General features: G+C 73.9%; 20 protein-coding genes and 1 pseudogene. 10 read left to right on the top strand and 11 right to left on the bottom strand.

Annotation, left to right across the window (positions count from 1 at the left end):
* Positions 1-98: 98 nt before the first annotated feature.
* Both HTZ82_RS12960 and HTZ82_RS12955 read right to left on the bottom strand, forming a co-directional pair.
* Positions 99-1,637: a hypothetical protein gene (locus HTZ82_RS12960; RefSeq protein WP_175409496.1), complete on the bottom strand. Its 1,539-nt coding sequence runs from the start codon at positions 1,635-1,637 to the stop codon at positions 99-101.
* A 91-nt stretch (positions 1,638-1,728) separates the two neighbouring features.
* Positions 1,729-2,427: a GntR family transcriptional regulator gene (locus HTZ82_RS12955; RefSeq protein ID WP_175409495.1), complete on the bottom strand. Its 699-nt coding sequence runs from the start codon at positions 2,425-2,427 to the stop codon at positions 1,729-1,731.
* 210 nt (positions 2,428-2,637) lie between these two features.
* Here HTZ82_RS12955 and HTZ82_RS12950 point away from each other — a divergent pair, with 210 nt between their 5' ends.
* The 4 genes from HTZ82_RS12950 to HTZ82_RS12935 are packed head-to-tail and all read left to right on the top strand — an operon-like array spanning position 2,638 to position 6,188.
* The gene (locus HTZ82_RS12950; RefSeq protein ID WP_175409494.1) at positions 2,638-3,918 is read left to right on the top strand and encodes an MFS transporter; all 1,281 of its coding nucleotides are present in this window, start codon (positions 2,638-2,640) and stop codon (positions 3,916-3,918) included.
* Positions 3,919-3,949: 31 nt separating this feature from the next.
* On the top strand, positions 3,950-4,714 hold the full coding sequence (locus tag HTZ82_RS12945) for a LamB/YcsF family protein (protein WP_175409493.1): 765 nt from the start codon (positions 3,950-3,952) through the stop codon (positions 4,712-4,714).
* Positions 4,711-5,328, top strand: a complete 618-nt coding sequence (pxpB, locus tag HTZ82_RS12940; protein WP_175409492.1) for a 5-oxoprolinase subunit PxpB — start codon at positions 4,711-4,713, stop codon at positions 5,326-5,328. The genes HTZ82_RS12945 and pxpB overlap by 4 nt, the downstream gene beginning before the upstream one ends.
* Positions 5,325-6,188: a biotin-dependent carboxyltransferase family protein gene (locus tag HTZ82_RS12935; RefSeq protein WP_175409491.1), complete on the top strand. Its 864-nt coding sequence runs from the start codon at positions 5,325-5,327 to the stop codon at positions 6,186-6,188. The genes pxpB and HTZ82_RS12935 overlap by 4 nt, the downstream gene beginning before the upstream one ends.
* Before the next feature lie 30 nt (positions 6,189-6,218).
* Here the strand turns inward: HTZ82_RS12935 and HTZ82_RS12930 are convergent, their stop codons facing one another.
* The 6 genes and pseudogenes from HTZ82_RS12930 to HTZ82_RS12900 all read right to left on the bottom strand — a co-directional run bounded on the left by HTZ82_RS12930 (position 6,219) and on the right by HTZ82_RS12900 (position 16,398).
* The gene (locus tag HTZ82_RS12930) at positions 6,219-9,827 is read right to left on the bottom strand and encodes a hydantoinase B/oxoprolinase family protein (RefSeq protein ID WP_175409490.1); all 3,609 of its coding nucleotides are present in this window, start codon (positions 9,825-9,827) and stop codon (positions 6,219-6,221) included.
* Complete coding sequence (locus HTZ82_RS12925) at positions 9,824-10,774, bottom strand: SGNH/GDSL hydrolase family protein (RefSeq protein WP_175409502.1); 951 nt, start codon at positions 10,772-10,774, stop codon at positions 9,824-9,826. The genes HTZ82_RS12930 and HTZ82_RS12925 overlap by 4 nt, the downstream gene beginning before the upstream one ends.
* 572 nt (positions 10,775-11,346) lie before the next feature.
* Positions 11,347-12,516 (bottom strand): annotated as a pseudogene (locus tag HTZ82_RS12920) (glycosyltransferase); the annotation flags it as partial.
* A complete protein-coding gene (locus tag HTZ82_RS12915) occupies positions 12,513-13,652 on the bottom strand; it encodes a glycosyltransferase family 1 protein (protein WP_175409501.1) in 1,140 nt (379 codons plus the stop codon). The pseudogene HTZ82_RS12920 and the gene HTZ82_RS12915, both read right to left, overlap by 4 nt.
* A 271-nt stretch (positions 13,653-13,923) precedes the next feature.
* Positions 13,924-15,342 carry a HEAT repeat domain-containing protein gene (locus tag HTZ82_RS12910; protein WP_175409489.1) on the bottom strand — a complete coding sequence of 473 codons (1,419 nt, stop codon included), beginning with the start codon at positions 15,340-15,342 and terminating at the stop codon, positions 13,924-13,926.
* A 654-nt stretch (positions 15,343-15,996) separates the two neighbouring features.
* Positions 15,997-16,398 carry an ankyrin repeat domain-containing protein gene (locus tag HTZ82_RS12900; protein WP_175409487.1) on the bottom strand — a complete coding sequence of 134 codons (402 nt, stop codon included), beginning with the start codon at positions 16,396-16,398 and terminating at the stop codon, positions 15,997-15,999.
* Positions 16,399-16,649: 251 nt separating this feature from the next.
* Between HTZ82_RS12900 and HTZ82_RS12895 the strand changes: the two genes are divergently transcribed.
* Both HTZ82_RS12895 and HTZ82_RS12890 read left to right on the top strand, forming a co-directional pair.
* Complete coding sequence (locus HTZ82_RS12895; protein ID WP_023589716.1) at positions 16,650-16,844, top strand: hypothetical protein; 195 nt, start codon at positions 16,650-16,652, stop codon at positions 16,842-16,844.
* 78 nt (positions 16,845-16,922) lie between these two features.
* Positions 16,923-18,614 (top strand): hypothetical protein, encoded by a 1,692-nt coding sequence (locus tag HTZ82_RS12890; RefSeq protein ID WP_175409486.1) that lies wholly within the window; start codon positions 16,923-16,925, stop codon positions 18,612-18,614.
* Positions 18,615-18,627: 13 nt separating this feature from the next.
* Here HTZ82_RS12890 and HTZ82_RS12885 read toward each other — a convergent pair whose 3' ends face one another.
* Positions 18,628-20,133, bottom strand: coding sequence for a PLP-dependent aminotransferase family protein (locus tag HTZ82_RS12885; RefSeq protein ID WP_175409485.1), 1,506 nt, complete (start codon positions 20,131-20,133; stop codon positions 18,628-18,630).
* Between the two features lie 125 nt (positions 20,134-20,258).
* Between HTZ82_RS12885 and HTZ82_RS12880 the strand changes: the two genes are divergently transcribed.
* The 4 genes from HTZ82_RS12880 (at position 20,259) to HTZ82_RS12865 (ending at position 23,786) form a co-directional block, all read left to right on the top strand.
* Positions 20,259-20,936, top strand: coding sequence for a YitT family protein (locus HTZ82_RS12880; RefSeq protein WP_175409500.1), 678 nt, complete (start codon positions 20,259-20,261; stop codon positions 20,934-20,936).
* The gene (locus tag HTZ82_RS12875; protein ID WP_175409484.1) at positions 20,933-21,718 is read left to right on the top strand and encodes a glycerophosphodiester phosphodiesterase family protein; all 786 of its coding nucleotides are present in this window, start codon (positions 20,933-20,935) and stop codon (positions 21,716-21,718) included. The genes HTZ82_RS12880 and HTZ82_RS12875 overlap by 4 nt, the downstream gene beginning before the upstream one ends.
* Before the next feature lie 13 nt (positions 21,719-21,731).
* On the top strand, positions 21,732-23,114 hold the full coding sequence (locus HTZ82_RS12870; RefSeq protein ID WP_175409483.1) for an MFS transporter: 1,383 nt from the start codon (positions 21,732-21,734) through the stop codon (positions 23,112-23,114).
* A gap of 297 nt (positions 23,115-23,411) precedes the next feature.
* Positions 23,412-23,786, top strand: coding sequence for an RNA polymerase-binding protein RbpA (locus HTZ82_RS12865; protein ID WP_010468770.1), 375 nt, complete (start codon positions 23,412-23,414; stop codon positions 23,784-23,786).
* A 108-nt stretch (positions 23,787-23,894) separates the two neighbouring features.
* On the opposite strand, the gene fxsA is transcribed toward HTZ82_RS12865, so the two are convergent.
* Both fxsA and HTZ82_RS12855 read right to left on the bottom strand, forming a co-directional pair.
* Complete coding sequence (gene fxsA / locus HTZ82_RS12860) at positions 23,895-24,488, bottom strand: FxsA family membrane protein (protein WP_175409482.1); 594 nt, start codon at positions 24,486-24,488, stop codon at positions 23,895-23,897.
* A 61-nt stretch (positions 24,489-24,549) separates the two neighbouring features.
* A complete protein-coding gene (locus tag HTZ82_RS12855) occupies positions 24,550-25,323 on the bottom strand; it encodes a polyprenol monophosphomannose synthase (RefSeq protein ID WP_175409481.1) in 774 nt (257 codons plus the stop codon).
* Between the last annotated feature and the right edge of the window lie 360 nt (positions 25,324-25,683).

The raw sequence follows: 25,683 nt of genomic DNA, 5'->3' as shown, positions 1-25,683 counted from the left end.
GGGCGTCCGGGTCGCTCCACGCGTCGGGGTGCTCGGCGTGGTGGTCGCTCACGGCTGGGGCTCCTTGGTGCGGATGAGGTTACGGAGGGCGGTGGGGCTCATGCCGTGTCCGTGCGGGCGGCGGCCATGCCGGCCGCGTCGAGGAGGGCCGTACCGACGATGAGGTCGGCGCCGCCGAACTCGGGGTCGTCGAGCTCGGTGCCGTCGTCGACGGCGAACAGCAGGCGTTCCTCGCCCTGCCGGTAGGCGGTGCCGACCGGGGGGCTGGCCGCGTGGACGGCGAGGAGGGCGACCAGGTAGGCGAGGTCGGAGCCGCCGCGGCGGCGGGCCTCGGCGAGGAGTCCGGAGAGGCGGCGCGGTGCGTCGTGCTCCAGGTCGAGCAGCTCCATGGCCGTCGCCAGCTGCTCCTCGCTGAAGCGGCTGTCGTCGGGTGTGGCGATCAGGTCGGGTTCGGGCATCTCGGCGCCGAGGTGTTCGCGCTCCATGGGCGGGGTGAGGAGCAGGTCGATCAGGTCGCCCATGCGGACGGAGCCGGGGGTGCGCAGGCCCGTACCGCGCGCGAAGTAGGCGTCGGTGACGCGCGTGGCCTGCTCGACGGGGAGGGGCAGCAGGGGGGCGACCAGCTGGCCGTACAGGTCGAGGCCGGTGCGGGTGGCGGGCTGGGCGAAGGCCTGGCGGTCCTGTTCGGCGCGGAAGAGGGGGCCGGCTTCGAGGAGGCGGGACTGGAGCTGGGTGTGGCGGCGGATGCAGTCCTTGACGATGTCGACCAGCTCGGCGGCGCGCCGCTTGTGCTCGGGGTCCTCGGCCTCGTCGCGGGCCTTGCGGATGTTGGTGAGGATCGCGTTCTCGTGGCGGTACCGGTCGGCGACGTGGGCGAGGGCCTCGTCGATCATGTCGGGTACGGCGCTGAGCCAGTCGACCGCGCGGACATTGCGCCGGGTGGCCTCCAGGGTCTTGCGGAGGGTCTCCGCGTACTGCACGGTGCGGTAGCGCGCCTGTTCGGCGGCGAGCTGGGCGTCGGCGAGACGGCCCCTGCTGATCAGGACCTCAAGTTTGACTTCGGCGGCGATCTGGGCGCTGGTGACGTCCGTGTCGAGGGCTCCGACCAGGACGTTGACGGCCTCGTCGGTGGTGCGGAGGTAGACACCGCCGCCGTAGCCGGGGACCTCTTCGAGGAGCTTGAAGTCGTAGTCGCGGCGGACGTACACGCCGTCGGGCCCGAAGGTGCCGTAGACGGCGCGGAAGCCTCGGTCGACGCTGCCGACGTTGATCAGGTTCTCCAGGACCCAGCGGGCGACCCGCTCGTGCTCCGCGGCGGGGCGCCGCGGAGCCTGCGCGGCGACGCGGGGCAGCAGCCGGGCGACGATCTGTTCGTGGTCGGCGCCCGTGTCGAAGTCCATGTGGAGCGTGACGAGGTCGATCGCGGCGAGGGCGACTTCGGCCATGGCGTAGACCGAGTACTCCCCCGCCAGGTTCGCCTTGCGGGCGTCGAGGTCGTGGAGCGGCGCAGTGCAGGCGAGCGCGCGGAGGCGCCGCGCCAGTCCTTCGTCGGCGGCCGGGCCCTGCGCGGGCCGCGGCCCCGCGCTGAGCTGGGGCGGAACGAGTTCCGTCGGTTCCGTCGGGGCAGGCGAAGTCACGCTGCACAGAGTAGGTGCTGACACTGACAGCGGTCGAAACGGCGCGGGTCGTGCGGCGGCGCGTGACCTTCGTACGACGTGGGGACGCGACCTAGCGGCCGCCGTCGGTGACGTGGCGTGCGTACACGTCGACGAGCCGGCTGCGGGAGTCGTCGAGGTAGTCGGCCAGGAGTTGTTCGGCGCGGGTACGCTCCCCCACTCGCAGGGCGTCCAGAATCTCCTGGTTTCGGGCGAGATAAGGCTCGTGGAGTTCGCGGGGTTCGTCCACCGCGTGGAAGGCGAGCCGTAGTTCGGCGAGGACGCGGCGCATGAGTTCGTCGGTGTGTTCGCTGCCGGCGAGCGCGACCAGTTCACGATGGAAGTGGATGTTCGCCGTCGCGACGCCCGTCCAGTCGCCGTGCTCGGCCGCTTGCTGCCCTTCGGCGACCGCGGCACTCAGCGACGCGAGCGCGAACGGCGGTTCGCCCAGGCCCCGGACGACGGCGCATTCGACGAGCCGGCGGGTGCGGTAGAGGTCCTCGACGTCCTCGACGGCGAGGAGCCGTACGAACACCCCGCGGTTGAGCTCGTGGACGAGCAGCCGTTCGTGGGTGAGCAGGCGGAACGCCTCGCGCAGGGTGTTGCGGGAGACGCCGAGCGCACCGCCGATGCTGTCCTCCGACAGCCGGGTGCCCGGGGGGAAGTAGCCCTCGGCGATCCGGGTCCGCAGGATGTCCGCGACCCGCTCGGCCGTGCTCGTGCGCCCCAGGAGCGCGCGGTCGTCCGCCAGTCCGCCGCCCGTCGTTGCCACCGGCGATCCCTTCTCCGCGCCTGCGCCGCGTGTGCTCTCGGTTCCGTCGCCATCGTAGATCCGTCGGTGCCGGGCGGGCGGGGTGCGGGCGGATACGGGACGCAGAGCAGGTTTTCCACAAGCCTTGTCGGATCGTTCAACAATCCTCTACGTTGTCGGGCACTGCACGGATCCACTCAGGCACGCTCCTCTCCGTTCTGCGAGGTGCAGATGAGTACGACCCAGACCGAGAAGACATCCGAATCCCGACTCGACGACGACTCCCGTCCGTTCGGCTGGCTGCGCGCCCTCGGCCCGCGCGGCCGGCGGGCGTTCGGCGGTGCGTTCGGCGGCTACGCGCTGGACTCGTACGACTTCTTCACGCTGCCGCTGAGCATGGTGGCGATCGCCGCGTACTTCAGCCTGGACAGCGGCCAGACGGGGCTGCTGACCACCGTCACGCTGGTCGTGTCGGCGGTCGGCGGGGCGCTCGCGGGGATACTCGCCGACCGGATCGGCCGGGTGAAGGCGCTGATGGTGACAGTGATCACCTACGCCGTGTTCACCGTGGCGTGCGGCTTCGCGACCGACTACGGCACGCTGCTGGTCTTCCGCGCCCTGCAGGGGCTGGGCTTCGGCGGCGAGTGGGCGGTCGGCGCGATCCTGGTGGCCGAGTACGCCTCCACCAAGCACCGGGGCCGCACTCTGGGCGGCGTCCAGAGTGCGTGGGCGGCCGGCTGGGCACTCGCCGTGATCGTCTACACACTGGTGTTCCACTTCCTCGACGCGGACACCGCGTGGCGGGTGATGTTCTGGACGGGCGCGCTGCCCGCGCTGCTGGTGGTCTACATCCGGCGGAACGTGGAGGACGCACCGCAGGCCGCCGAAATACGCAGGACCAGCGCCGAAAGGGGCTCGTTCACCGTGATCTTCCGCCCGCCGCTGGTGCGGACCACGCTGTTCGCGGTCCTCCTGTCGACCGGTGTGCAGGGCGGCTACTACACCCTGGCCACGTGGGTGCCGACGTATCTGAAGACCGAGCGTGGACTGACGGTGGTGGGCACCGGAGGCTATCTGGCGTTCCTGATATCCGGTGCCTTCATCGGCTATCTGACCGGTGGGCATCTCACCGACCGGCTGGGCCGGAAGCGGAACATCGTGCTCTTCGCCGTGCTGTCCGCCGTGTGCATCCTCGCCTACACGAACATCCCGGCCGGCGCCGACGGCCTGGTCCTCGTCCTGGGCTTCCCGCTCGGGTTCTGCATGTCGGCCATCTTCAGCGGGTTCGGTTCCTTCCTGGCGGAGCTGTACCCGACGGCGGTGCGCGGCACGGGGCAGGGGTTCACGTACAACACGGGCCGTGCCGTGGGGGCGTTCTTCCCGACGCTGGTGGGCTTCCTCGCGGACAGCTGGGGCGTGGGCGGGGCCCTGGTGTTCGGTGCGGTGGGTTACGGGATCGCCGTGCTGGCGCTGCTGGGCCTGCCCGAGACGCGGGGCCGGGAACTGGTGTGAACGTACGGATGAGTGTGAGGAGTTGACGGGTGTGACCTGGGCTTCGATCGATCTGAACGCCGACCTCGGGGAAGGCTTCGGGCGCTGGCGGCTGACCGACGACGAGCAGTTGCTGTCCGTCGTCACCAGCGCCAACGTGGCCTGCGGCTTCCATGCCGGGGACGCGGCCACGATGCGGCGTGTGTGCGCGCTGGCGGCCGAGCGGGAGGTCCGGATCGGGGCCCAGGTCTCCTACCGGGACCTGGCCGGGTTCGGGCGGCGCGCCATGGATGTGCCGGCGGAGGAGCTGGCGGCGGAGGTGGCGTACCAGATCGGTGCGTTGGAGGTGTTCGCGCGGGCGGCCGGAGCTCGGGTGTCGTACGTGAAGCCGCACGGCGCGCTCTACAACCGGGTGGTCCACGACGAGGAGCAGGCGCAGGCCGTGGTGGAGGGGGTGCTGCTGACCGGTGAGCGGCTGCCGTTGCTGGGGCTGCCCGGCTCACGGGTGCACCGGGCGGCCGAGAAGGCGGGGCTGCCGGTCGTCACCGAGGCGTTCGCGGACCGGGCGTACACGGCCGAGGGCACCCTGGTGCCGCGCGGCCGGGAGGGCGCGGTGCTGCACGACCCGGGGGCGGTGGTGGAGCGGTCGGTGTCGATGGCGCGGTTCGGGGTGGTCACCTCGCACTGCGGGCGGTCGGTGCCGGTGCGGGCGCGGTCGCTGTGTCTGCACGGCGACACACCGGGGTCGGTGGAGCTTGCCCGGCGGGTGCGGGCGCGGCTTGAGGAGTCGGGTGTGCGCGTGGAGGCATTCGTATGAGGGTGCGGGAGGTGGGTGAGAGGGCGCTGCTGGTGGAGTTCGGCGGCGGGGAGGAGGCGCGGGCCTTCCATGCCGAGGTGCTGAGGCGGCGGGCTGCGGGGGCGCTGCCGGCGGTACGGGAGGTGGTGCCCGCGGCGCGCACGGTGCTGCTGGACGGGGTGGACGAGCCGCGGGCGCTGGCCGCGCGGATAGCCGGGTGGCGGCCGGAGCCGCTGCACGCGCGCGTGGAGCCGGTGGTGGAGGTGCCGGTCCGGTACGACGGTCCTGATGTGGCCGAGGTGGCCGCGGTGTGGGGGGTGGCGCCCGGGGAGGTGGGGCGGGTCCATGCGGCGGGCGAGTACCGGGTGGCGTTCTGCGGGTTCGCGCCGGGGTTCGGCTATCTGACCGGGCTGCCCGAGCGGTACGAGGTACCGAGGCGGGCCACGCCGCGGACCGCTGTGCCCGCCGGGTCGGTGGCGCTGGCCGGGCCGTACACGGGCGTGTATCCGCGGTCGTCGCCCGGTGGGTGGCAGATCGTCGGTACGACGGACGCGGTGCTGTGGGACCCCGGGCGGGAGCCGGCCGCGCTGCTGACGCCGGGGGCCCGGGTGCGGTTCGTACGGGAGGGGGTGTGACGGACCGGGCCTTCGCGGTCGTACGGGCCGGGGCGCTGACCACGGTGCAGGACCGGGGGCGGTTCGGCCACGCCCATCTGGGGGTGCCGCGTTCGGGTGCGCTGGACCCGGGGGCCGCAGGGCTGGCCAACCGGCTGGTGGGCAATTCGGTCGGCGCGGCCGTGCTGGAGACGACCCTCACCGGGTGCGCGGTGCGTCCGCGGTGCGCGGTGACCGTGGCGGTGGGCGGTGCGCCGTGCCCGGTCACGGTGGACGGGCGGCCCGCGGCGTGGGGGGCGGCCGTGCGGGTGCCGGCGGGTGCGGTGCTGGAGGTGGGCGCGGCGGTGCGGGGCGTGCGGTCGTACGTGGCGTTCGCGGGGGGTGTCGCCGTCGAGCCGGTGCTCGGCAGCCGGTCGACGGATCTCCTGTCGGGGCTGGGGCCTGAGCCGCTCGCCGACGGGGCGGTGCTGCCGCTCGGGCGGCCGGGGGCGGGGGTGCCGGTGTGCGACGGGGTGCCGTGGGCGGGTGTGGCCGGGGAGGTGGTGCTGCGGGTGCGGCTCGGCCCCCGGGACGACTGGTTCACGGGGCGGGCACTGCGGACGCTCACCACCGGCGCGTACCGGGTGTCGGCCGCGTCCAATCGGATCGGGCTGCGTACGGAGGGGCCCGCTCTGGAGCGTGCCGTCGCGGGCGAGCTGCCGAGTGAGGGCATGGTGCTGGGGGCGGTGCAGGTGCCGCCGGACGGGCGGCCGGTGGTGTTCCTGGCGGACCATCCGACGACCGGGGGGTATCCGGTCGTCGCCGTCGTGCGCGAGAGGGATCTGGCGAGGGCGGCCCAGGCGGTGCCGGGGACGCGGGTGCGGTTCGTGGTGGCGGGGTGAAAGGTGCCGCGCAGTGGCCGGTTCCGGTTCTCACACGGCGGTCGGTGGGGTGCCGTAACCGCCGCCTCCCGGGGTGGTGACGATCAGGACGTCGCCCGGGTGAACGTCCACTGTGGCGACACCGTCCAGGGGTTCCAGGGTGCCGTCGGCGCGTTCGACGGCGTTGGCGCCGAGGGCGCCCGGGTGGCCGCCTGCCATGCCGTACGGGGGGACGCGGCGGTGGCCGGTGAGGAGGGTGACCGTCATCGGCTCCAGGAACCGGATGCGGCGGACGGCGCCGTTGCCGCCGTGCCAGCGGCCCCGGCCGCCGCTGGCCTCCCGTACCGCGAAGGACTCGACCCGCACCGGGTAGCGCCACTCCAGCACCTCGGGGTCGGTCAGGCGGGAGTTGGTCATGTGGGTCTGGACGGCGTCGGCGCCGTCGAAGCCGTCGCCCGCGCCGGAGCCGCTCGCGACCGTCTCGTAGTACTGGACGCGGTCGTTGCCGAAGGAGACGTTGTTCATGGTGCCGGAGCCCTCCGCCTGGACACCGAGGGCCGCGTACAGGGCGCCGGTCACCGCCTGGGACGTCTCGACGTTGCCCGCGACGGTCGCCGCCGGGTAGGCCGGGGCGAGCATCGAGCCGTCCGGAACGCGGACCTCCAGGGGCTCCAGGCAGCCGCTGTTGAGCGGGATGTCGTCGGCGACGAGCGTGCGGAAGACGTACAGGACCGCCGCCATCACGACCGATGTGGGGGCGTTGGTGTTGCCCGGCTGCTGCGGTGACGTGCCGGTGAAGTCGAGGACGGCGCTGCGGCGTTCGCGGTCGACGCGCAGGGTGAGGTTGATGACGGCACCGGCGTCGGTCTCGTAGCGGTACGCGGCGTCGTGGAGGGTGGCGATGATGCGCCGCACGGACTCCTCGGCGTTGTCGCGTACGTGCCTCATGTAGGCGTGGACGACGTCGAGGCCGAACTCGTCGACCATGCGGTGGAGTTCCTCGATGCCCTTCTCGTTGGCGGCGATCTGGGCGCGCAGGTCGGCGAGGTTGGTGTCGGGGTCGCGCGAGGGGTACGGCGCGGTGGTGAGGAGTTCGCGGGTCTCCTCCTCGCGGAGCCGGCCGTCCCGCACCAGCAGCCAGTTGTCGAAGAGGACGCCCTCCTCGTGGATCGTGCGGCTGAAGGCGGGCATGGAGCCGGGTGTGATGCCGCCGATCTCGGCGTGATGGCCGCGGGAGGCGACGAGGAAGCGCAGCGGCCCGCCGTGCGGACCGTGGACCGGGGTGACGACGGTGATGTCCGGCAGGTGCGTGCCGCCGTGGTACGGGTCGTTGATGGCGTAGACGTCGCCGGGCCGCATGGTGTCCCCGTTGCGGCGCAGCACCTCTTTGATGGACTCGCCCATGGAGCCGAGGTGGACGGGGATGTGGGGCGCGTTGGCGATGAGGTTGCCTGCGGGGTCGAACAGGGCGCAGGAGAAGTCGAGGCGTTCCTTGATGTTGACGGAGTGGGCGGTGTTCTCCAGGCGTACGCCCATCTGCTCGGCGATGGACATGAAGAGGTTGTTGAAGACCTCCAGGAGGACGGGGTCGACGTCCGTGCCGACGGCGGTGCGGCCGGGCCTGGGGGTGACGCGGAGCAGCGAGAGGTGGCCGGTGTCGGCGGCCGTGGCCTGCCAGCCGGGGTCGACGACCGTTGTGGCGTCGGCCTCGGCGATCACGGCGGGGCCGGGGACGGTGTCGCCGGGGCGCAGGTCCTCGCGGTGGTACAGGGGCGTGTCGGTGCGCCGGCCGTCCAGGTGCACGGGGACGGTCGCGCGGGGACGCAGCGGGCCTTCGCGGGGCGGCTGCTCGGTGGCCACCGGTCCGTGCGGGCCCGCGCTCCCCACGGCCTCGACGGAGACGGCCTCGACGACCAGGGGCTTGTCCATGGTGAAGGCATAGCGGGCGCGGTGCGCCGCCGTGAAGGCCTCGCCCATGGCGGTCGCGGTGTCCAGCGGTACGGGGAGGGTCGCGTCCGTCCCCGCGTAGCGCACGAGCACGCGCGCGTGGGTGGTGATCGCGCTGTCGGGGACGCCGTCGGCGCGGAGTTCGGCCCTCGTGCGGTCGGCCAGTTCGGTGCACAGGGTTTCCACGCGCGCGTGGAAACTGTCGTTGAGCTCCGCCTCGACGGACTGTTCGCGCATGGCGGTGGCGTCGGCGAGGCCGATGCCGTACGCGGAGAGGACGCCGGCGAGGGGCGGTACGAGCACGGAGTCGATGCCGAGTGCGTCCGCGACGGCGCAGGCGTGCTGGCCGCCCGCGCCGCCGAAGCTCGTCAGGGCGTAGCGGGTGACGTCGTGGCCGCGCTGGACGGAGATCTTCTTGACGGCGTTGGCCATGTTGAGGACGGCGATGTCCAGGAACCCGGCGGCGACCTCCTCGGGGCTGCGGCGGATGCCGGTGCGGCGCCTCACCTCGTCGGCCAGGCTCGTGAAGCGTTCCCGTACGACGTCGGCGTCGAGGGGCTGGTCGCCGTCGGGGCCGAACACCGCGGGGAAGTGGGCGGGCTGGATGCGGCCGAGCATCACGTTGGCGTCGGTGACGGTGAGCGGCCCGCCGCGGCGGTAGCACGCGGGACCGGGGACGGCTCCGGCGGAGTCGGGGCCGACGCGGTAGCGCTGGCCGTCGAAGTGCAGGACGGAGCCGCCGCCGGCGGCCACGGTGTGGATGTTCATCATGGGGGCGCGCATCCGTACCCCGGCCACCTGCGTGCCGAGTTCCCGTTCGAACTCGCCCGCGTAGTGCGACACGTCGGTGGAGGTGCCGCCCATGTCGAAGCCGATGACCCGGTCGAAGCCGGCCTGGCCGGACGTACGGGCCATGCCGACGACGCCGCCTGCGGGCCCTGACAGCACCGCGTCCTTGCCGCGGAAGTGGGCGGCTTCGCGCAGGCCGCCGTTGGACTGCATGAACATCAGCCGGACACCGGGGAGTTCGGCGGCGACCTCGTCGACGTAGCGGCGGAGGATCGGGGACAGGTAGGCGTCGACGACCGTGGTGTCCCCGCGTGGGACGAGCTTGATGAGCGGGCTGACCTCGTGGGAGCAGGAGACCTGGGTGTAGCCGAGGGCGCGCGCTGCTTCGGCGATGCGCTGCTCGTGGGCGGGATGGCGGTACCCGTGCAGGAGGACGACGGCGGCGGAGGTGAAGCCGTCGCCGCGGGCGGACTTGAGGTGCGCGGCGACCGTGTCCAGGTCGAGGGGGCGTACGACGGTGCCGTGCGCGTCGATGCGCTCCGGCACTTCGACGACCCGGTCGTAGACGGCTTCGGGGAGGAGGATGCGGCGGTCGAAGATGCGGGGCCGGTTCTGGTAGGCGATGCGCAGGGCGTCCCGGAAGCCTTCGGTGGTGACGAGGACGGTCGGCTCGCCGCGGCGCTCCAGGAGGGCGTTCGTGGCGACCGTGGTGCCCATCTTGACGCCGGCGACGCGGTCGGCGGGTACGGGCTCGTCCGGGCCGAGTCCGAGGAGGCGGCGGATGCCGGCGACGGCCGCGTCACGGTACCGCTCGGGGTTGTGCGAGAGCAGTTTGCGGGTGGCCAGGGTGCCGTCGGGGCGCCTGGCCACGATATCGGTGAACGTGCCGCCCCGGTCGATCCAGAACTCCCAGCGTCCGGTCATTCCCCCATTGTTCCCCGCAAGGCGGTCAGCGGCTCCGCCTGTGGACAAGGGGCCGGTCCGGGCTTCCGGCCGGCTGCCTGCCGGGGAGCCGGGAGCGCCGCGAGGGCGGCCTGCAGGGACCGGTCGGCGCGGACGTCGAGGCGTGTGCTGGTGCCGCGCGCCCAGTGCGCGGCTTCCGTCCCGGCCAGGCGCAGGAGCTGCGGCAGCAGGTCGTGGCACCGCCGTGCCACCCAGGCCGTTCCTGCGGTGGCGAGCCAGCGGGCGGTGTCCGCGCGCGTGGGCGGCGGCTGGTCGGGGTCGGGGGCGGGTGCGGGGCCGTGTGCCAGGCCGTGGGCGGCCAGCAGGGCGTGGAAGCGCGCGGCGATCAGGCGGTGGCCGCGCTCGCCGGGGTGCAGCCGGTCGGCGCTCCACAGGCCCCGGTCGTCGACCCAGGCGGCGTCGGCCAGGTGCAGGTGAACGGCGCCGTGCCGGGCGGACAGAGCGTGCACGACGGCGTTGACGGACCGCTGGCGGCGGGCGAGGGGCCGGGCGAGCGGGGCGGGCAGTCGCAGCATGCGGCCCGGGTCGGGCAGGCAGGCCGTCAGGAGCACGGCGTCCCCGCGCGCGAGGCGCCCCAGCACGTGGTCCAGGTCGGCGGCGACCTGGGAGATGTCGAAGGTGCTGCGGAGGGTGTCGTTGAGGCCCACGACCACGGACGCGAGGTGGGGGCGGTGCTCAAGGGCGCGCGGCAACTGGTCGAGGGCGACGTCCCGCGTACGGGCTCCGCTGACGGCGAGGTTCCGGAAGTCCCCCGCGCGCGGCGGCTCGGCGGCGAGCCCGGCGGCCAACAACGCCGCCCAGCCCCGCAGCGCGCCGCCGACGGGGTCACCGACGCCCTCGGTGAGGGAGTCCCCGAGCGCGGCGAACCGCACGGCCCGGACGGCATCGGACGGAACCGGCCGGGACACGGCCGCCGCGGGTCGGACGGCTGCGGGGTGAACCGTCACCGGTCTGCCGGACGACGGCGCTTCGCGCGCGTGCAGGGCGTCGCGGGCGGCGGTCACACCGCACCCCCCTTCGTCGCGTCCTCGCGGGAGCCGACGGACGACCGGGTGGTGGACGCGGCCGATGCGGCAGGCACAGAGGCCACGGGCGTCCGCCCGGGGACCGAACGGCCCTCGGTAGGGCCGTTCACGCCACCGTCAGCCGGAGCATCGTGCGGCCGAGGCCCGGCCTGCGGCCTCGACGCGGCCGACTCCGCCGTGGGGCGCCGGGCCACCAGCCCGGCGGCCACCAACCCGGCGGCCACCAGCCCGGCCACCGGTGCGGCCGCCGCCCCGTCGGCCGTGCTGTCGGGGCGGGCCTGCTCCCGGGCGCCCGCCGGGCGCGGCTGCCGGGACGAGGCGGCCAATATCGCGGCCGACGTCAGGCGGCGCCCGGCCACCACGGCGCTCTCAGGCCACCCGCTCGCGCCGTCCGGATCCGGGACCGTCCCGTCGCACGGGGCCGCTGCCGTCCGACGTGCCGTGGAGGCGGCGGGCGGTGGGGCGTCGTGGGCGGCCAGAAAGGCGGCGACCGCGCGGTCCCAGCCGAACAGCTCCGCCCGCGCCCGGGCGGCGGCCCGCCGTACGGTCTCGGGACGGGCCAGCAGCACCGACACGGCAGCCGCGAAGGCGGCCGGTGTGTCGCACGCCGCCGCCCCGGCATCGCCCAGCACCTCGGGCAGGGCGGAGGAGGCGCTGGCGACGACGGGCGTGCCGCAGGCGAGGGCCTCCAGTGCGGACAGCCCGAAGGTCTCGGCCGGCCCGGGGGCGAGGCACACGTCCGCCGCCGCCTGGAGGTCGGCGACCGCGTCACGCCCGCGTACGTGCCCGACGAACCGCACCGGCAGCCGCAGCGCCCGCGCCCTGCGCTCCAGCGCGCCGCGCAGCGGGCCGTCCCCGGCGACCACCAGGGCGGCACGCACCCCGCCGGCCCGTAGCGCGGCCAGCGTGTCCAGGGCCGTGCCGGGCCGCTTCTCGACCGACAGGCGGGAGCAGAGCAGCAGCAGGACGTCCGCACCGCGCGCGTAGTGGGCCCGCAGTGCGGCGTCCCGGCGGTCCGGGCGGCAGCGGCGCAGGTCCACTCCGAGGGGCGCCCGGACGACGTTCCGCGCCCCGATCCGTACGAACTCCTGCTCGGCCCAGCGCGTCGTGCAGACGATCCGTGCGTAGGACCAGGCGCTGCGCCGGTTGAGGCGGTCCGCCGCCCGTACGGCTGCCGAGGGCGGTACGCCCCAGGTGCGCAGGACACCGTCGGTGGCCTCGTGGGAGACCATGACGGCGGGTACGCGGGCGCGGCGGGCCCATTCGCCGGTCCAGCGCAGCGTGGTGCGGTCCGACACTTCGAGGCGGTCAGGGGCCAGCTCCTCAAGGAGCCGCCGCAGCGTGCGACGGCCGGTCAGTACCCGGTATCCGCCGGTGCCGGGGACGGTCGCCCCGGGCAGCGTGATGACACGGCCCTGCGGGGTGAGTTCGTCGCTCGCCGCAGGGCCGGGAACGATCAGGACGGGTTCGTGCCCGGCGGCGAGGTAGCCGCGGCCCAGCTCGTCGAGGGCGGTGCGCAGCCCTCCGGACGAGGGCGTGACGAAGTTGGCGAGCCGCACGATCCGCAGGCCGTCCGCCGCTCGCCGGGCCCGTGCGGGGCGCGGCGGGCCTCCGGAGGCGCTCATGCGGCCACCGCCTGCCCGGCCCGCGCGTGCAGCACCTCGGCGTAGTGGCCGAGGAGCTGGTCGCCCACCGCTGACCAGGTCCGCCCCTCCACGGCAGCGCGCCCAGCCCTTCCGTACGCCCCGCGCAGCGCCGGGTCGGCAGCGAGGGCGGCGACGGCCGTACGCAGCGCGCCGGCGTCGTGCGGCGTTACGAGGAGCCCGGTCCGGCCGTGGTCGACCAGGTCCAGGGGGCCGCCCGCGGCGGGCGCGACCACGGGGAGCCCGGCGGCCATGGCCTCCTGGACGGTCTGGCAGAACGTCTCGTACGGCCCGGTGTGCGCGAAGACGTCCAGCGACGCGAAGATCCGGGCCAGGTCGTCGCCCGTGCGCCGGCCCAGGAACACGGCACCGGGCAGCGCGGTCCGCAGCGTGGGCTCGCTGGGCCCGTCGCCGACGACCACGACCCGTACGCCCGGCAGGCCGCACACGCCCGCCAGCAGCTCGACGTGCTTCTCGGGCGCGAGGCGCCCCACGTACCCGACGATCGTCTCGCCGTCGGGCGCCAGTTCGCGGCGCAGCGTCCCGTCGCGGAGGTCCGGCCGGAAGCGGGCCGTGTCGACGCCCCTGGGCCAGAGCCGGACGCGGGGAACGCCGTGGCCGGCGAGGTCCCGTGCGGCCGCGGTCGACGGGGCGAGGGTCCGGTCGGCTGCGCTGTGGACGGCTCGCATACGGCGCCAGGCGGCGCCCTCGCCGGTGCCGAGGTACGTACGGGCGTAGCCGCCGAGGTCGGTCTGGTAGACGGCGACCGCGGGCAGGCCGAGCCGTGCGGCGGCGGCCATGCCCCGCACGCCGAGGACGAAGGGGCTCGCCAGGTGGACGAGGTCGGCCCGGTGGGCGGCGATGGCGGCGCCGACCCGTCGGCTGGGCAGCGCGACCCGTACCTGCGGATAGCCGGGCAGCGGCATGGACGGCACCCGGACGACCGGGCAGGGCGGTTCCGTGCCGGCGGGGCCGTTGTCAGTGGCGGCTGCGATGGTGGGAGCTATGACCAGGGGGTGGTGGCCGCGGGCGGCGAGGTGCCGGGCGGTCTGGAGGGCGCAGTGCGCCACGCCGTTGACGTCGGGTGGGAAGGACTCGGTGACGATGACGACACGCAGACGGGTGCCTGCTCGCATACGCATGCTGGCTCGCATACGGGTGTTGTCGTCGCGCCCGGCGTGCCCCGGCCGACTTGGATCTTTCCCTGCGGGGAACGTCCCATGAGCGTTTGGGCCCCGCGTCCCAGGCGTGCTGGGGCGTTCGGGCTCCGCGTCCCCCGCGCGCCAAGGCGTTCGGGCTCCGCGCGCGCCGGTCGGTCATCGCGTGGGCATGTCTCGGGGGTCGCGCTTCCTCGCACGGCGGCGTCACTGGGCGAGCAGAACAGGGCGGTCACACGGCGGAGGCGTCCGGGCCGATCCTGCTCCGTACGGCCGTCTGCACCTCGTCCTCCTCGGCGGGGTCGGCGGCGAGCCTGCGCAGGCGCTCGGCGACGCGTATGTCCCCGGTCTCGGCGTGCAGGGCGGCGACCTCGCGGGTGGTCTCCTCGCAGTCCCAGAGACATTCGACGGCGAAGCCGGTGGCGAAGGAGGGGTCGGTGGCGGCCAGGGCGCGGGCTGTGCGGCCGCGCAGTTCGGAGGAGGCGGTCTCGCGGTAGATGTGGCGCAGTACGGGGGCGGCGCAGCCGATGCCCAGGCGGCCGGCTCCGTCGACGAGCGGGTACAGCGACGTGGCGTCGGGGCCGTCGGTGCGGACGGCCTGGCGGAGGGCGCCGAGGACGAGCGGGGCGTCCTGGGCGCCGCCGCGGGCGGCCAGCACTCCGCCGGCGGAGGTGCCGAGGGCGTCGGGCCGGTGGACCCAGCCGCGGGCCCGGTCGACGGCGGCCTCGCCGCACATGCGCTCGAAGGCGCTGACGGCGGCTTCGGCGACGGTGTACGAGGGGCTGCTCGCGGCTGCCTCGATCAGGTCGAGCACGGCAGGGTCGCGGGCCTCGGCCAGGTAGTGGAGGGCGGCGCAGCGGGCGCCGTCTGGGCCGCTGCGGGCGGCCTCCAGAATGAGCGGCCGGTCGTCCGGGCCCGCGACGGCGGTGAGGCACCGGGCGGCGGGTCCGTGCAGCGTGCTGCCGCGCTCCAGGCCCTGCTGGGCCCAGTCGAAGACGGCCTGGACGCTCCAGCCGGGGCGGGGGCCGCTGGGCCGCAGCTGCCGCTGCCAGCGGTCGAAGGAGCCCTGCTCGCGGGCGGCCCGCACGCGGGCGCCGACGGTCTCGCGCGGGTCCTCGGCCCACAGCCGCCACGGCCGGGGCTCGAAGGCGTCCCGGACGGCGGCGGCGAGTTCCGCCTCGCCCTCGGGCGTGCCGGGGAAGCGCGCCAGGACGGGATCGGCGAGGCCGCGCAGCGCGGTGTCGTCGTCGCGCAGGGCCAGCTCGTCGAGGGCCCACGCCCAGTTGGCTCCGGTCGCGGCGTAGCGGCGCAGCAGCAGCAGCGCGTCCCTGCGGCCGTACGAGGCGAGGTGGCCGAGCACGGCGAGTGCCAGGCCGGTGCGTGACTCGTCCGGGTCCAGGTGGTCGTCGGCGCTGAAGAGATGGGCCTCGACCGCCCCGAGTCCGCCGCGGAGGTCGAGGTAGAGGCGCGCGTAGTAGAGGGAGCGGTTCTCGACCTGCCAGTCGCGGCGCGGGTCGTGGAGGACGCAGTGGTCGAGGGCGGCGAGGGCTTCGTCGCGTGGCGCGGCGAGCGCGTGCAGCGTGCCGTCGCCGCGACCCCTCTGCAACAGGCCGAGCAGGGTGCCGCTCGGCGCTATGACTGGTTCGAACATGGAAAATGCCTCACATCAAGCTGTCGACGTGGCCGGGTGGCCGGAGACCGGCGGCCGGTGACCCTCATGGCCGGACAATCCGGTACGACCGGACGATCCGGTACGACCGGACGATCCGGTACGACCGGACGATCCGGTACGGCCGGAGGGTCCGGATGACCAGGGAGTCCGGGCTGACCGGCCGGTCCCGAGCGACCGTGCGGGCCGGGGAACCGAAAGGGCCGGAGGGGCCGGAGGGGCCGGGAAAACCGGTGGTTCCGGGAGTACCGGTCGGTCCAGGACAACCGGTCGGTCCGGGCAGCCCACGGAATCCGGGAGGACCGAAGGGTCCAGGGAGACCGCGGAGTCCGGAGAGACCGGACGACCCGGACGACCCAGCGGGACCGGACGGCCCGGAAGACCCAGCGGGACCGGACGGTCCGCAAGGCCCGGGGAGACCGGAGGAACCCGGGAGGGGTGTCCGGCTAGGCCGCGCAGCAACATGTCGAGCCGCTCGTCGTCTTCTGCTCGGTGTCGACCATCTTCCTCGTCCTCTGCCTTCTCTCGGGGTGGCCCCCAGCGGGCCCGTCGTCATGATGACCCAGCGGTTTCGCCGCCGCGACCACATTTACGGAGCCGTGTGCACCCGGCGTTCCCTGCCCGTTCCCGGGCCGTTCACCGGTTCTGGAACAACTCCAAGAGGTCTGTCTTCCCAAACATCCGCGCGGTATCCACAGCGGACGGAGCGCCGGCTTCCGGATCGGCGCCGCCGGCGAGGAGGGCGCGGATCACGGCTTCCTCGCCCTTGAACACGGCGCCGGCGAGGGGCGTCTGGCCGCGGTCGTTGGGTCGGTCGGCGTCGGCACCGCGCGCGAGGAGGGCCGTCACGGCGTCGGTGTGGCCGTGGTAGGCGGCGAGCATGACGAGGGTGTGGCCCTGCTCGTTGGCGAGGTCGACGGGGGCGCCGGCGTCGACGTACGCGGCGAGCGTGCCGGCGTCCCCCTGGCGTGCCAGGTCGAAGAGCTTGGACGCGAGGGCGACGACCTCGGGGTCCATGCCTTCCGGGGTCTCACTCATCGGTGGGGCCACCTTTCTTCCGTTCCCGAGCCGGTACGCGCTGTGCCCGTACGGCTGCTCCTCCGCCCGTACGGCCAGGTCAGCCGTACGAGTGAACCGACAGGGTACTGCCCCGCAGCGCGAGGGTCCGACGTGCTCCAGTCAAGTGAAAACACAGATTTTTCACCCATTTGCACCTTTTATCGCATAGATGCTTACTGTGAGCCTGGAATGACTCATGGTGACTGTCCCTACAACCAGGAGAACCCCTCATGATCCTGTCCATCTCAGGCGTGGTCCTGCTCGGCATCATCGTCTTCCTCTTCTTCAAGAAGGACGGGCTCAAGGCGTCCCACGCCCTGGTCTGCGCCCTCTTCGGCTTCTATCTCGCGGGCACGGCGATCGCCCCGAGCATCACGGCGGGCGGGCAGAGCCTCGCCAGCCTGCTGGGCGGCATCAACTTCTGACGCCCCCGGCACGACCCCGAAACCACCCCCGCACTCCCCTTCCACGACCAGGAACCGAGATCAGGACCAGGAGACGACGTGGCCCGGCGACCACTCCCCCGCATCCTCACCAGCGGCGGCGCATCGATCACCCGCGGACGCGAGGTCGTACGCACGGCCGCCGACAGCGCCACGGACGTCCTGCATCCGTTGATCACCGTCACCCGCGGTCTGCGGAAGCTCGCGGCGGCAGGGCGCGCCAAATGGGCGGCGACCCCCAAGGAACGGCGCGGTCCCACGCTGTTCCTGACCGCCGTGTGCCTCCTGGCCGTCGCGCTCATGCCGTACGGGCCGCTGCTGGCCCTGATCACGGTGATGGCGGCGGCGGCGTGGAAGGGGCGGGAGCGCCCCGTCGAGAAGACCGGGCCGGACGAGGCCGAGGCCGAGCGGCTGCGGGCTCTGTACGAGGCGCTGGTGCCGTTCTTCTCGGTGCCGGAGGACCCTTCTCCGCTCTTCTCCCACGGCGGCGCGTGGAGTGCCGCCTTCAGTGACTTCACGTTCGACGACGACGGGCGCCTGACCCGGCTGCGCATCGCGTACCCGGCCTACTTCCCGGACGGGGAGCCCGCGTCGCGCGCGCGGATCGAGCAGCTGCTGCACGCCAAGTCGGGCCGTGGCCGCGAGTACCTCTTCGAGTGGGACGAGGAGGGCAATCAGCTTCTGATGCGGGTGCTGCCCGCGCTGCCGACGTCGATCGTGGCGCAGCGGTTCGTGACGGTGCCCGGCGAGACCGTGCTCGGCTTCACGGACGCGGAGGCCGTGCAGCGCACGGTGCCGGTGCGGGACGGCGACGGCTCACGGGACGCACCGCCCGTGGTGTGGCGCACGGGACCGCGCTCGACGGAGCCGCATCTGCTGGCCGTGGGCCAGCCCGGCAGCGGTACGAGCACGCTGCTGCGCTCGGTCGCGCTCCAGGCGCTCCAGCACTCCGGTGACGTACTGGTCGTGGAGGGCTGCGGCACCGGCGAGTACGCGTGCCTGGTCGGCCGCGACGGCGTGCTCGGCGTCGAGTGCGGGCCCGACGGGGCGCTGGCCGCCCTGGAGTGGGCGGCACGCGAGACGGAACGGCGGCTCGCGGCGGCCCACCGCGCGCGTACGGCGGGCGAACCGGCTCCCGCCGACGTGCGGCGCCCGCTGTGGATCCTGCTCGACCGGCCGAGCGTGCTGCGGGATCTGGCGGCGGCCGACGGCCGTACGGACCCGCAGGAACTGCTCCAGGTGCCGTTGCGGCACGGGCGGGCGGCGCATGTGACGGTCGTGGTGGCCGAGCAGTTCGACACGGTGGACACGCTGGGCGAACCGGTACGGGCCCACACCAGGGCCCGGGTGACGCTGGGCCCGGCGACACCCGGGCAGCTCGCGGCCGTGCTGGGCACCCCGCCCCACACGACGCCCCCGCCGCACGTCCCGCCGGGCCGCGGCTACGTCCGCCTGGGCACGGGCCCGGTGCTGCGGCTCCAGGTCCCGGCGACGCCCGACCCGTACGACGAGGCGACGGTCGAACCCCACCGCCAGGCAGTCCTGTCCCTCCTCCCGAACCGCCGCCCTCCGTCCCCGTCCATGGCCCCGGCCCCGTCCATGGCCCCGGCCCCGGCCCCGTCCCCGGCGCCGACCACGTCCCCGTCCACGTCCCCGGATCCCTCCCCGGCCCCGCTGCCCCCGGCCGAAGCCCCGCGCGCCGCCGAGGCCGCCGAAGCCCTGCGCGCCGCCGAGAACGTCACCTCCGGCTGACCAGGCCACCCGCCTACGCCACGAACGTGCGCGGCTCCTCCGCCACAGGGCCCGCCGTCGAGCCCGCGCGGACCATGCGGGCGGCGGCGGCCAGGCGGGAGGCGGCCTCGTCGGCCACCGGGCCGCTGACGGTGAACGGCAGGCGGACGTACCCCTCGAAGGCACCGTCCACGCCGAAGCGGGGGCCCGACGGGACGCGGACGCCGACGCGCTCGCCGGCCTCCGCCAGCCGGGAACCGGAGAGCCCGCCCGTCCGGACCCACAGCGTCAGGCCGCCGCGCGGCACCTCGAACTCCCAGCCGGGCAGCTCCCGGCGCACCGCGTCGACCAGGGCGTCCCGGTTCTCACGGGCCTGGGCCCGCCGGAAGGCGACGGCCTCCTCCCAGCCGCCGGTCCCCATCAGCCAGCTCACGCCGAGCTGCTCCAGCACGGGCGTGCCCAGGTCGGCGTACGCGCGGGCGGCGACCAGCGAGCGGATGACGTCCGGCGCTGCCCGCACCCACCCGATGCGCATGCCCGCCCAGAACGCCTTGCTCGCCGAGCCCACCGTCAGCACGGTGCTGCCCGCCGGGTCGAAGGAGCAGACGGGACGCGGCATCTCCAGGTCGTCCTCCAGGTACAGCTCCGACATGGTCTCGTCGACCACCAGCACCGTCCCGGCCGAGCGCGCCGCGTCCACGAGCGCCCGCCGCTGGTCGTCGTCGGCGAGTGCGCCCGTCGGGTTGTGGAAGTCGGCCACGACGTACGCGAGACGCGGCGCGGCGTCACGCAGCACCTGACGCCAGCGCGGCAGGTCCCACCCGGCCAGGCCCGGGGCCATGGCGACGGGCACCAGCCGGGCGCCGGCCTCCCGCATGAGCTGGAGGATGTTGGCGTACGACGGCGACTCGACGGCGATGCGCTCGCCGCGCCCGGCGAACAGATGGCAGATCGCGTCGATGGCGCCCATCGCGCCAGTCGTCACCATGATCTGCTCGGGCATCGTCGGGATGCCGCGCTCGGTGTACCGGTCCGCGAGCATCTGCCGCAGCGCGGGCAGGCCGGCCGGGTAGTCGCCGTGCGTGTGGGCGTACGGCGGCAGCTCCTCCAGGGCGCCCTGGAAGCCGCGGGTGAGCCACGGTTCGGGCGCGGGGAGGGCCGCGCAGCCCAGGTCGATCATGGAGCCGAGCGACTCGGGCGGCAGCGGCTCCAGGCCGCGCGCGGGCAGCGGGTTGCCCGCGGGGACGGTGGTCCAGCTTCCGGCGCCGCGCCGGGACTCCAGGAAGCCCTCGCTCCGCAGCGCCTCGTAGGCCGCGGCCACCGTCGTACGGCTCACGGACAGGGCGAGGGCCAGTTCACGCTCGGCGGGCAGGCGGGCGGCCACCGGGACGCGCCCCTCCAGGACGAGGAGCCGGATGCCGTCGGCGAGGGCGCGGTAGGCGGGCGGCTTGCGCGTGCCGGGCCCCGCCGGGCGCTGCTGCTGCGCGGTGAGCTGGCGGGCCAGCTGGGCGGTGCCCACCGCCGAAGTCCACTGGGCCATGAAATCAGTCCACCTTCCTCGGATTGGCCGTATTCGGCCTCCGATCCCACGCCAGAGAGTGACACAAGTCAGTCCACCACCAACACCCCGGGGGGTACAACTTGTCCGGCACCGGCGCCACCGCCATCACCCCGCAGCGGCACCCGCGACGCCACCCGCATCGACACCTCACCCGCCGGCTCCTCCAGCTCTTCGGTGGACTGGTCCTGTACGGGGTGAGCTCGGCGCTCCTCGTCCGCAGCGGCCTCGGCCTGGAGCCGTGGAACGTCCTGCACCAGGGCCTTTCCGAGCTGACCGGCCTGTCGATGGGGCTGGTCCTCACGATCGTCGGCGCCACGGTCCTGCTCCTGTGGATCCCGCTCCGCCAGCGCCCCGGCCTCGGCACGGTCGCGAACGTCCTGGTCATCGGCGCGGCCATGGACGCCGCGCTCGCCGTCCTGCCGGACGCCCGCGGGCTGCCCGTCCAGGTCGCGGTGATGGCCTCCGGGATCGTGCTCAACGGCGTCGCGACCGGCCTCTACATCGCGGCCCGCTTCGGCCCGGGCCCGCGCGACGGCCTGATGACCGGCCTGCACCGCGTCACAGGACGCTCCGTCCGCCTCGTCCGTACGGTGATCGAGGTCACGGTCGTCGTGACCGGCTTCCTGCTCGGCGGGTCCCTGGGGATCGGAACGGTCCTGTACGCGCTGACGATCGGCCCGCTCGCCCAGTTCTTCCTTCGCTTCTTCGCCGTTCCGGGGCAGAGCGCCGGCAGCACCGTGGTCGCCTCCGGGTCACCGCGGCAGGCCATACTGCCGCGGTGACCCAACTACCGCGCCCCCGTGCGGGCCACCACCCGTATCTCGACCACCCGTCCCCCATACCGTTCGCGCACCGCGGCGGCGCGGCGGACGGTCTGGAGAACACCGCGACCGCGTTCCGCAGGGCCGCCGACGCGGGCTACCGCTACTTCGAGACGGACGTCCACACCACCGCCGACGGCCGGCTGGTGGCGTTCCACGACGCGACACTGGACCGGGTCACCGACGCCCGGGGCCGGATCGCCCGGCTGCCGTGGAGCACGGTGCGGCGGGCCCGGGTCGGCGGCAGGGAGCCTCTGCCGCTGTTCGAGGAGCTCCTGGAGGAGTTCCCGCGGGCGCGCTGGAACGTGGACGTGAAGGCCGAGTCGGCGGTGGCCCCGCTGGTCGGGCTGATCCGGCGTACGAACGCCTGGGACCGGGTGTGCGTGGGCTCGTTCAACGAGGCCCGTGTGGCCAGGGCGCGGCGCACGGCCGGGCCTCGGCTGGCCACCTCGTACGGCGTGCGCGGCGTGCTGGCGCTGCGCCTGCGCTCGTACGGGATCCCGGCGGCGCTGCGTGCGGGAGCGGTCGCGGCCCAGGTCCCGGAGTCGCAGAACGGGGTGCGGGTCGTGGACCGGCGCTTCGTACGGGAGGCGCACGCGCGCGGGCTCCAGGTCCATGTGTGGACGGTCAACGATCCACGGCGTATGGAGTCTCTCCTCGACCTGGGGGTCGATGGCATCATGACCGATCATCTGGAGACGCTGCGTACGGTGCTGACCGGCCGGGGAGCGTGGGTCCGATAGCGAGGGGGCGCGTGTGACCGCCGAGACCACCGACCGCGAACCGGACAGACCGGACGCCCCGGACTCCGCCGCCGCGCGGCGGCACCAGCAACGCGGCTGGTACTTCTACGACTTCGCGTGCTCGGTCTACTCGACGAGCGTGCTGACCGTGTTCCTCGGGCCGTATCTGACGTCGGTCGCGAAGGCGGCGGCGGACGCGGACGGCTTCGTGCACCCGCTGGGCGTGCCGATCCGGGCGGGGTCGGTCTTCGCGTACGCGGTGTCCGTGTCGATCGTCGTGGCGGTCCTGGTGATGCCACTGGTGGGCGCGGCGGCGGACCGTACGGGGCGGAAGAAGCCGCTGCTGGCCGCGGCCGCGTACCTGGGGGCGGGCGCGACGGCCGGGATGTTCTTCCTGGACGGCGACCGCTATCTGCTGGGCGCGCTGCTGCTGATCGTGGCGAACGCCTCGCTGGCGGTGTCGATGGTGCTGTACAACGCCTATCTGCCGCAGATCGCCAAAGCCGACGAGCGCGACGCCGTCTCGTCGCGGGGCTGGGCGTTCGGCTATACCTCGGGGGCGTTCGTCCTCGTCCTGAACCTGGTGCTGTACAGCGGGCACGCGTCGTTCGGTCTGTCGGAGTCCGACGCGGTGCGGATCTGTCTGGCGTCGGCGGGCGTGTGGTGGGGCGCCTTCACGCTCGTACCGCTGCGGCGGCTGCGGGACCGCCGGGTGACGCCGACGAGCGAAACCGGCACGGGCGCGGGTGCGGTCGGGTCGGGCTGGCGGCAACTGCTGTCGACGCTGCGGGACATGCGGCGCCACCCGCTGACGCTCTCGTTCCTCCTCGCGTACCTGGTCTACAACGACGGTGTGCAGACGGTGATCTCGCAGGCGTCGATCTACGGCTCCGAGGAGCTGGGCCTGGAGCAGACCACGCTCATCACGGCGGTGCTGCTGGTGCAGGTCCTGGCGGTGGCGGGCGCGCTGGGCATGGGGCGGCTCGCCCGGTCGTACGGGGCGAAGCGGACGATCCTGGGCTCGCTGGCGGTCTGGACGCTGATCCTGGTGGCCGGGTACTTCCTGCCGGCGGGGGCGCCCGTGTGGTTCTACGCGCTGGCGGCGGCGATCGGGCTGGTGCTGGGAGGCAGTCAGGCGCTGTCGCGGTCGCTGTTCTCGCATCTGGTGCCGCGCGGCAAGGAGGCGGAGTACTTCTCGGCCTACGAGATGAGCGACCGGGGACTGAGCTGGCTCGGGCCGCTGGCGTTCGGGCTGGCGTACCAGATGACCGGAAGTTATCGGGACGCCATCGTGTCTCTGGTGGTGTTCTTCGCGCTGGGGTTCGTACTGCTCGCACGTGTGCCCGCACGGCGGGCGGTGGCGGCCGCAGGTAATCCCGTACCCGATCGGATCTGATCGACTTCGATCGCGGAGCTCCCGAATCCGGACCTGATTTAGACGGCGAAGCGAAAGGCCGGTAGTGTACGCCTTTGGCCTGCCAGGAGGACCGTTACTGCGTGGTCAGATGACGAAAACGCTGGGTGACATCTGCTGTCAGATGTGACAAACCGGGCACTGGTGGGTACAAAAAGGGGCGGCACGACGGGCGACGCATAACCCACATCGGGAATCTTTACCGCCGACCGGACGTTGACCGGATGACGACGACAGCGACACCTGTCCTGTGGGCGACAAGCCCGGGAGGCACGATTCATGAGTGAGCGAGCTCTTCGCGGCACGCGCCTCGTGGTGACCAGCTACGAGACCGACCGCGGCATCGATCTGGCCCCGCGCCAGGCGGTGGAGTACGCATGCGAGAAGGGGCATCGTTTTGAGATGCCCTTCTCGGTCGAGGCGGAGATCCCGCCGGAGTGGGAGTGCAAGGTCTGCGGAAGCCAGGCGCTCCTGGTGGACGGGGACGGCCCCGAGGAGAAGAAGGCGAAGCCTGCGCGTACGCACTGGGACATGCTCATGGAGCGGCGCACCCGCGAGGAGCTCGAGGAAGTGCTGGCCGAGCGGCTGGCGGTCCTGCGCTCCGGCGCCATGAACATCGCGGTGCATCCGCGCGACAGCAGGAAGTCCGCGTGACCGGGTAGCACGGGTCACAGCACAAGCCGCGGGGCGCGGTACGCGACTGATGCGTACCGCGCCCCGCGGCTTTCCCGTGCGGACGCGTCACGTCACGGGGTCACCGGGTCACGGGGTCAGGGGCGGACGCGGGCCCTCGTCCGGGCGCGGCTCCGCCGGGGTGTCCTCGCGGACGACCTCGCCGGGGACGACCTTGCCGTCCGGGCGGTGTATGCGGGCCTGCTGGAACGCGTCGCCGAACGAGCCGGGCGCGGCCGCCCGCATCCTGCGGTCCAGGCTCCGCTCCACGTACCCGCCGAGCGCCGTCCGCAGGGGCGGCACCAGCAGGAGCAGGCCCACAGCGTCCGAGGCCAGGCCCGGCAGCATCAGCAGCAGCCCGCCCAGCATCAGCAGACCGTTGCTCTCGCTGCCCCGGCCGGCCGCCGGGGACCCGGCGGCGCCGGCACCCGCCGCGGCGGCCTGCTGCCGCTGCAGCGTCTCCGTCAGTGTGGTGAACGCACGCCGCCCGGCCCGCTTGATCACGGCGGCGCCGAGCACCCCCGTGCCGAGCAGCAGGGCCACGACGGCGAGGCCGCCGGCCTGGCCGGCCACGAGGGTCAGCAGCCAGATCTCCAGCACCAGCCACGCGGCGATGCCGAGAGGGGCGAGGGTGCGGGCGCGGGAGCGCCTACGGGCGAGAGGAGTGGGTGCACCGGTCGTCATGCCCCCAGTGTGCCTGGGGCGGCGACAGAACGGCGTAAGACCGACGGCGTAAGACCGGTGCCTAGAGCCGCTTGCGGCCCAGCAGGCGGCCCGCCCGGGTGCCGACGCCCCACGCGGTGACCCGCCACAGCGCCTCGACCACGATGTCCCGGCTCATCTTCGAGTCGCCGTGCTCCCGCTCCACGAACGTGATCGGCACCTCGACCACATGGAAGCCGGTCTCGACGGCACGCCGGGCCAGGTCGATCTGGAAGCAGTACCCCTGCGACGCCACGTCCTCCAGGCCCAGGCCCTCCAGGGTCTCCTTGCGGAACGCCCGGAAGCCCCCGGTGACGTCACGGATCGGTACGCCGAGCAGCAGCCGTGAGTAGACGCTGGCGCCCCGGGACAGGAACTCGCGGGACTTCGGCCAGTTGACGATCCGCCCGCCGGGCACCCAGCGGGAGCCGAGCACCAGGTCGGCGCTCTTCAGGGCGGTGAGCAGCCGGGGCAGCTCCTCGGGCCGGTGGGAGCCGTCGGCGTCCATCTCGACGAGGACGCCGTAGCCGTGCTCGATGCCCCAGCGGAAGCCCGCGAGGTAGGCGGCGCCGAGGCCCTCCTTGCCGGTGCGGTGCAGAACGTGCACGTGCGTGTCATCGGCGGCCAGCTCGTCGGCGAGCTTGCCGGTGCCGTCCGGGCTGTTGTCGTCCGCGACGAGAATGTCCGCGTCCGGCACGGACTCCCGTACCCGGGCGACGATCGGCTTGATGTTCTCCGCCTCGTTGTAGGTCGGGATGATCACCAAGGCGTTGCCGAGCGGGCCGTACCGTCGCTGCCCCTGACCGCCGTCGTTCACTTCTGCCCCTTACGTCCTGTGCGCAGGACCCCACCATAGCGAGGCCGCGGGTACGTGACGGGGCCGTCCTGGGGGCCCGGCGTCCTTCGGGCCGACCTTGGGGCCCGCTGGCTGCGGGTCGTCCGAGAGCCGTTGTCTACTGAACGTCCGGGCCCCACCCGGGTCGCACCCTCCCCCGTGCCCTCGTGGGGCGGTCAGGGGGGACTCCCTGCCGGAGCCGCCGTCCCCCGCCGCGCGGCGCGGGCACTGAACCTGGCTCCCAGTGGTGGTGCGCCGGTGCGGCACACCACCCCACGATCCAGCGGCGCTCGGCGGCTGCGGGCAGGCTCTGCCGGTGGGGCGTCCTCGGTGGACCCGGCC

Source organism: Streptomyces sp. TRM64462, assembly GCF_013362995.1.
Classification (GTDB): Bacteria; Actinomycetota; Actinomycetes; order Streptomycetales; family Streptomycetaceae; genus Streptomyces.
The sequence above is the reverse complement of the archived record's forward strand: the minus strand, read 5'-3'. Positions and strand labels throughout refer to the sequence as shown.

Excerpts from the sequence above, each read along its gene's own strand:
- HTZ82_RS12885 (WP_175409485.1), bottom strand. The coding sequence starts at position 20,133 with ATGGCCCAGTGGACTTCGGCGGTGGGCACCGCCCAGCTGGCCCGCCAG.
- HTZ82_RS12895 (WP_023589716.1), top strand. The coding sequence starts at position 16,650 with ATGATCCTGTCCATCTCAGGCGTGGTCCTGCTCGGCATCATCGTCTTC.
- HTZ82_RS12950 (WP_175409494.1), top strand. The coding sequence starts at position 2,638 with ATGAGTACGACCCAGACCGAGAAGACATCCGAATCCCGACTCGACGAC.
- HTZ82_RS12910 (WP_175409489.1), bottom strand. The coding sequence starts at position 15,342 with ATGTTCGAACCAGTCATAGCGCCGAGCGGCACCCTGCTCGGCCTGTTG.
- fxsA (WP_175409482.1), bottom strand. The coding sequence starts at position 24,488 with ATGACGACCGGTGCACCCACTCCTCTCGCCCGTAGGCGCTCCCGCGCC.
- pxpB (WP_175409492.1), top strand. The coding sequence starts at position 4,711 with ATGAGGGTGCGGGAGGTGGGTGAGAGGGCGCTGCTGGTGGAGTTCGGC.
- HTZ82_RS12930 (WP_175409490.1), bottom strand. The coding sequence starts at position 9,827 with ATGACCGGACGCTGGGAGTTCTGGATCGACCGGGGCGGCACGTTCACC.
- HTZ82_RS12865 (WP_010468770.1), top strand. The coding sequence starts at position 23,412 with ATGAGTGAGCGAGCTCTTCGCGGCACGCGCCTCGTGGTGACCAGCTAC.
- HTZ82_RS12900 (WP_175409487.1), bottom strand. The coding sequence starts at position 16,398 with ATGAGTGAGACCCCGGAAGGCATGGACCCCGAGGTCGTCGCCCTCGCG.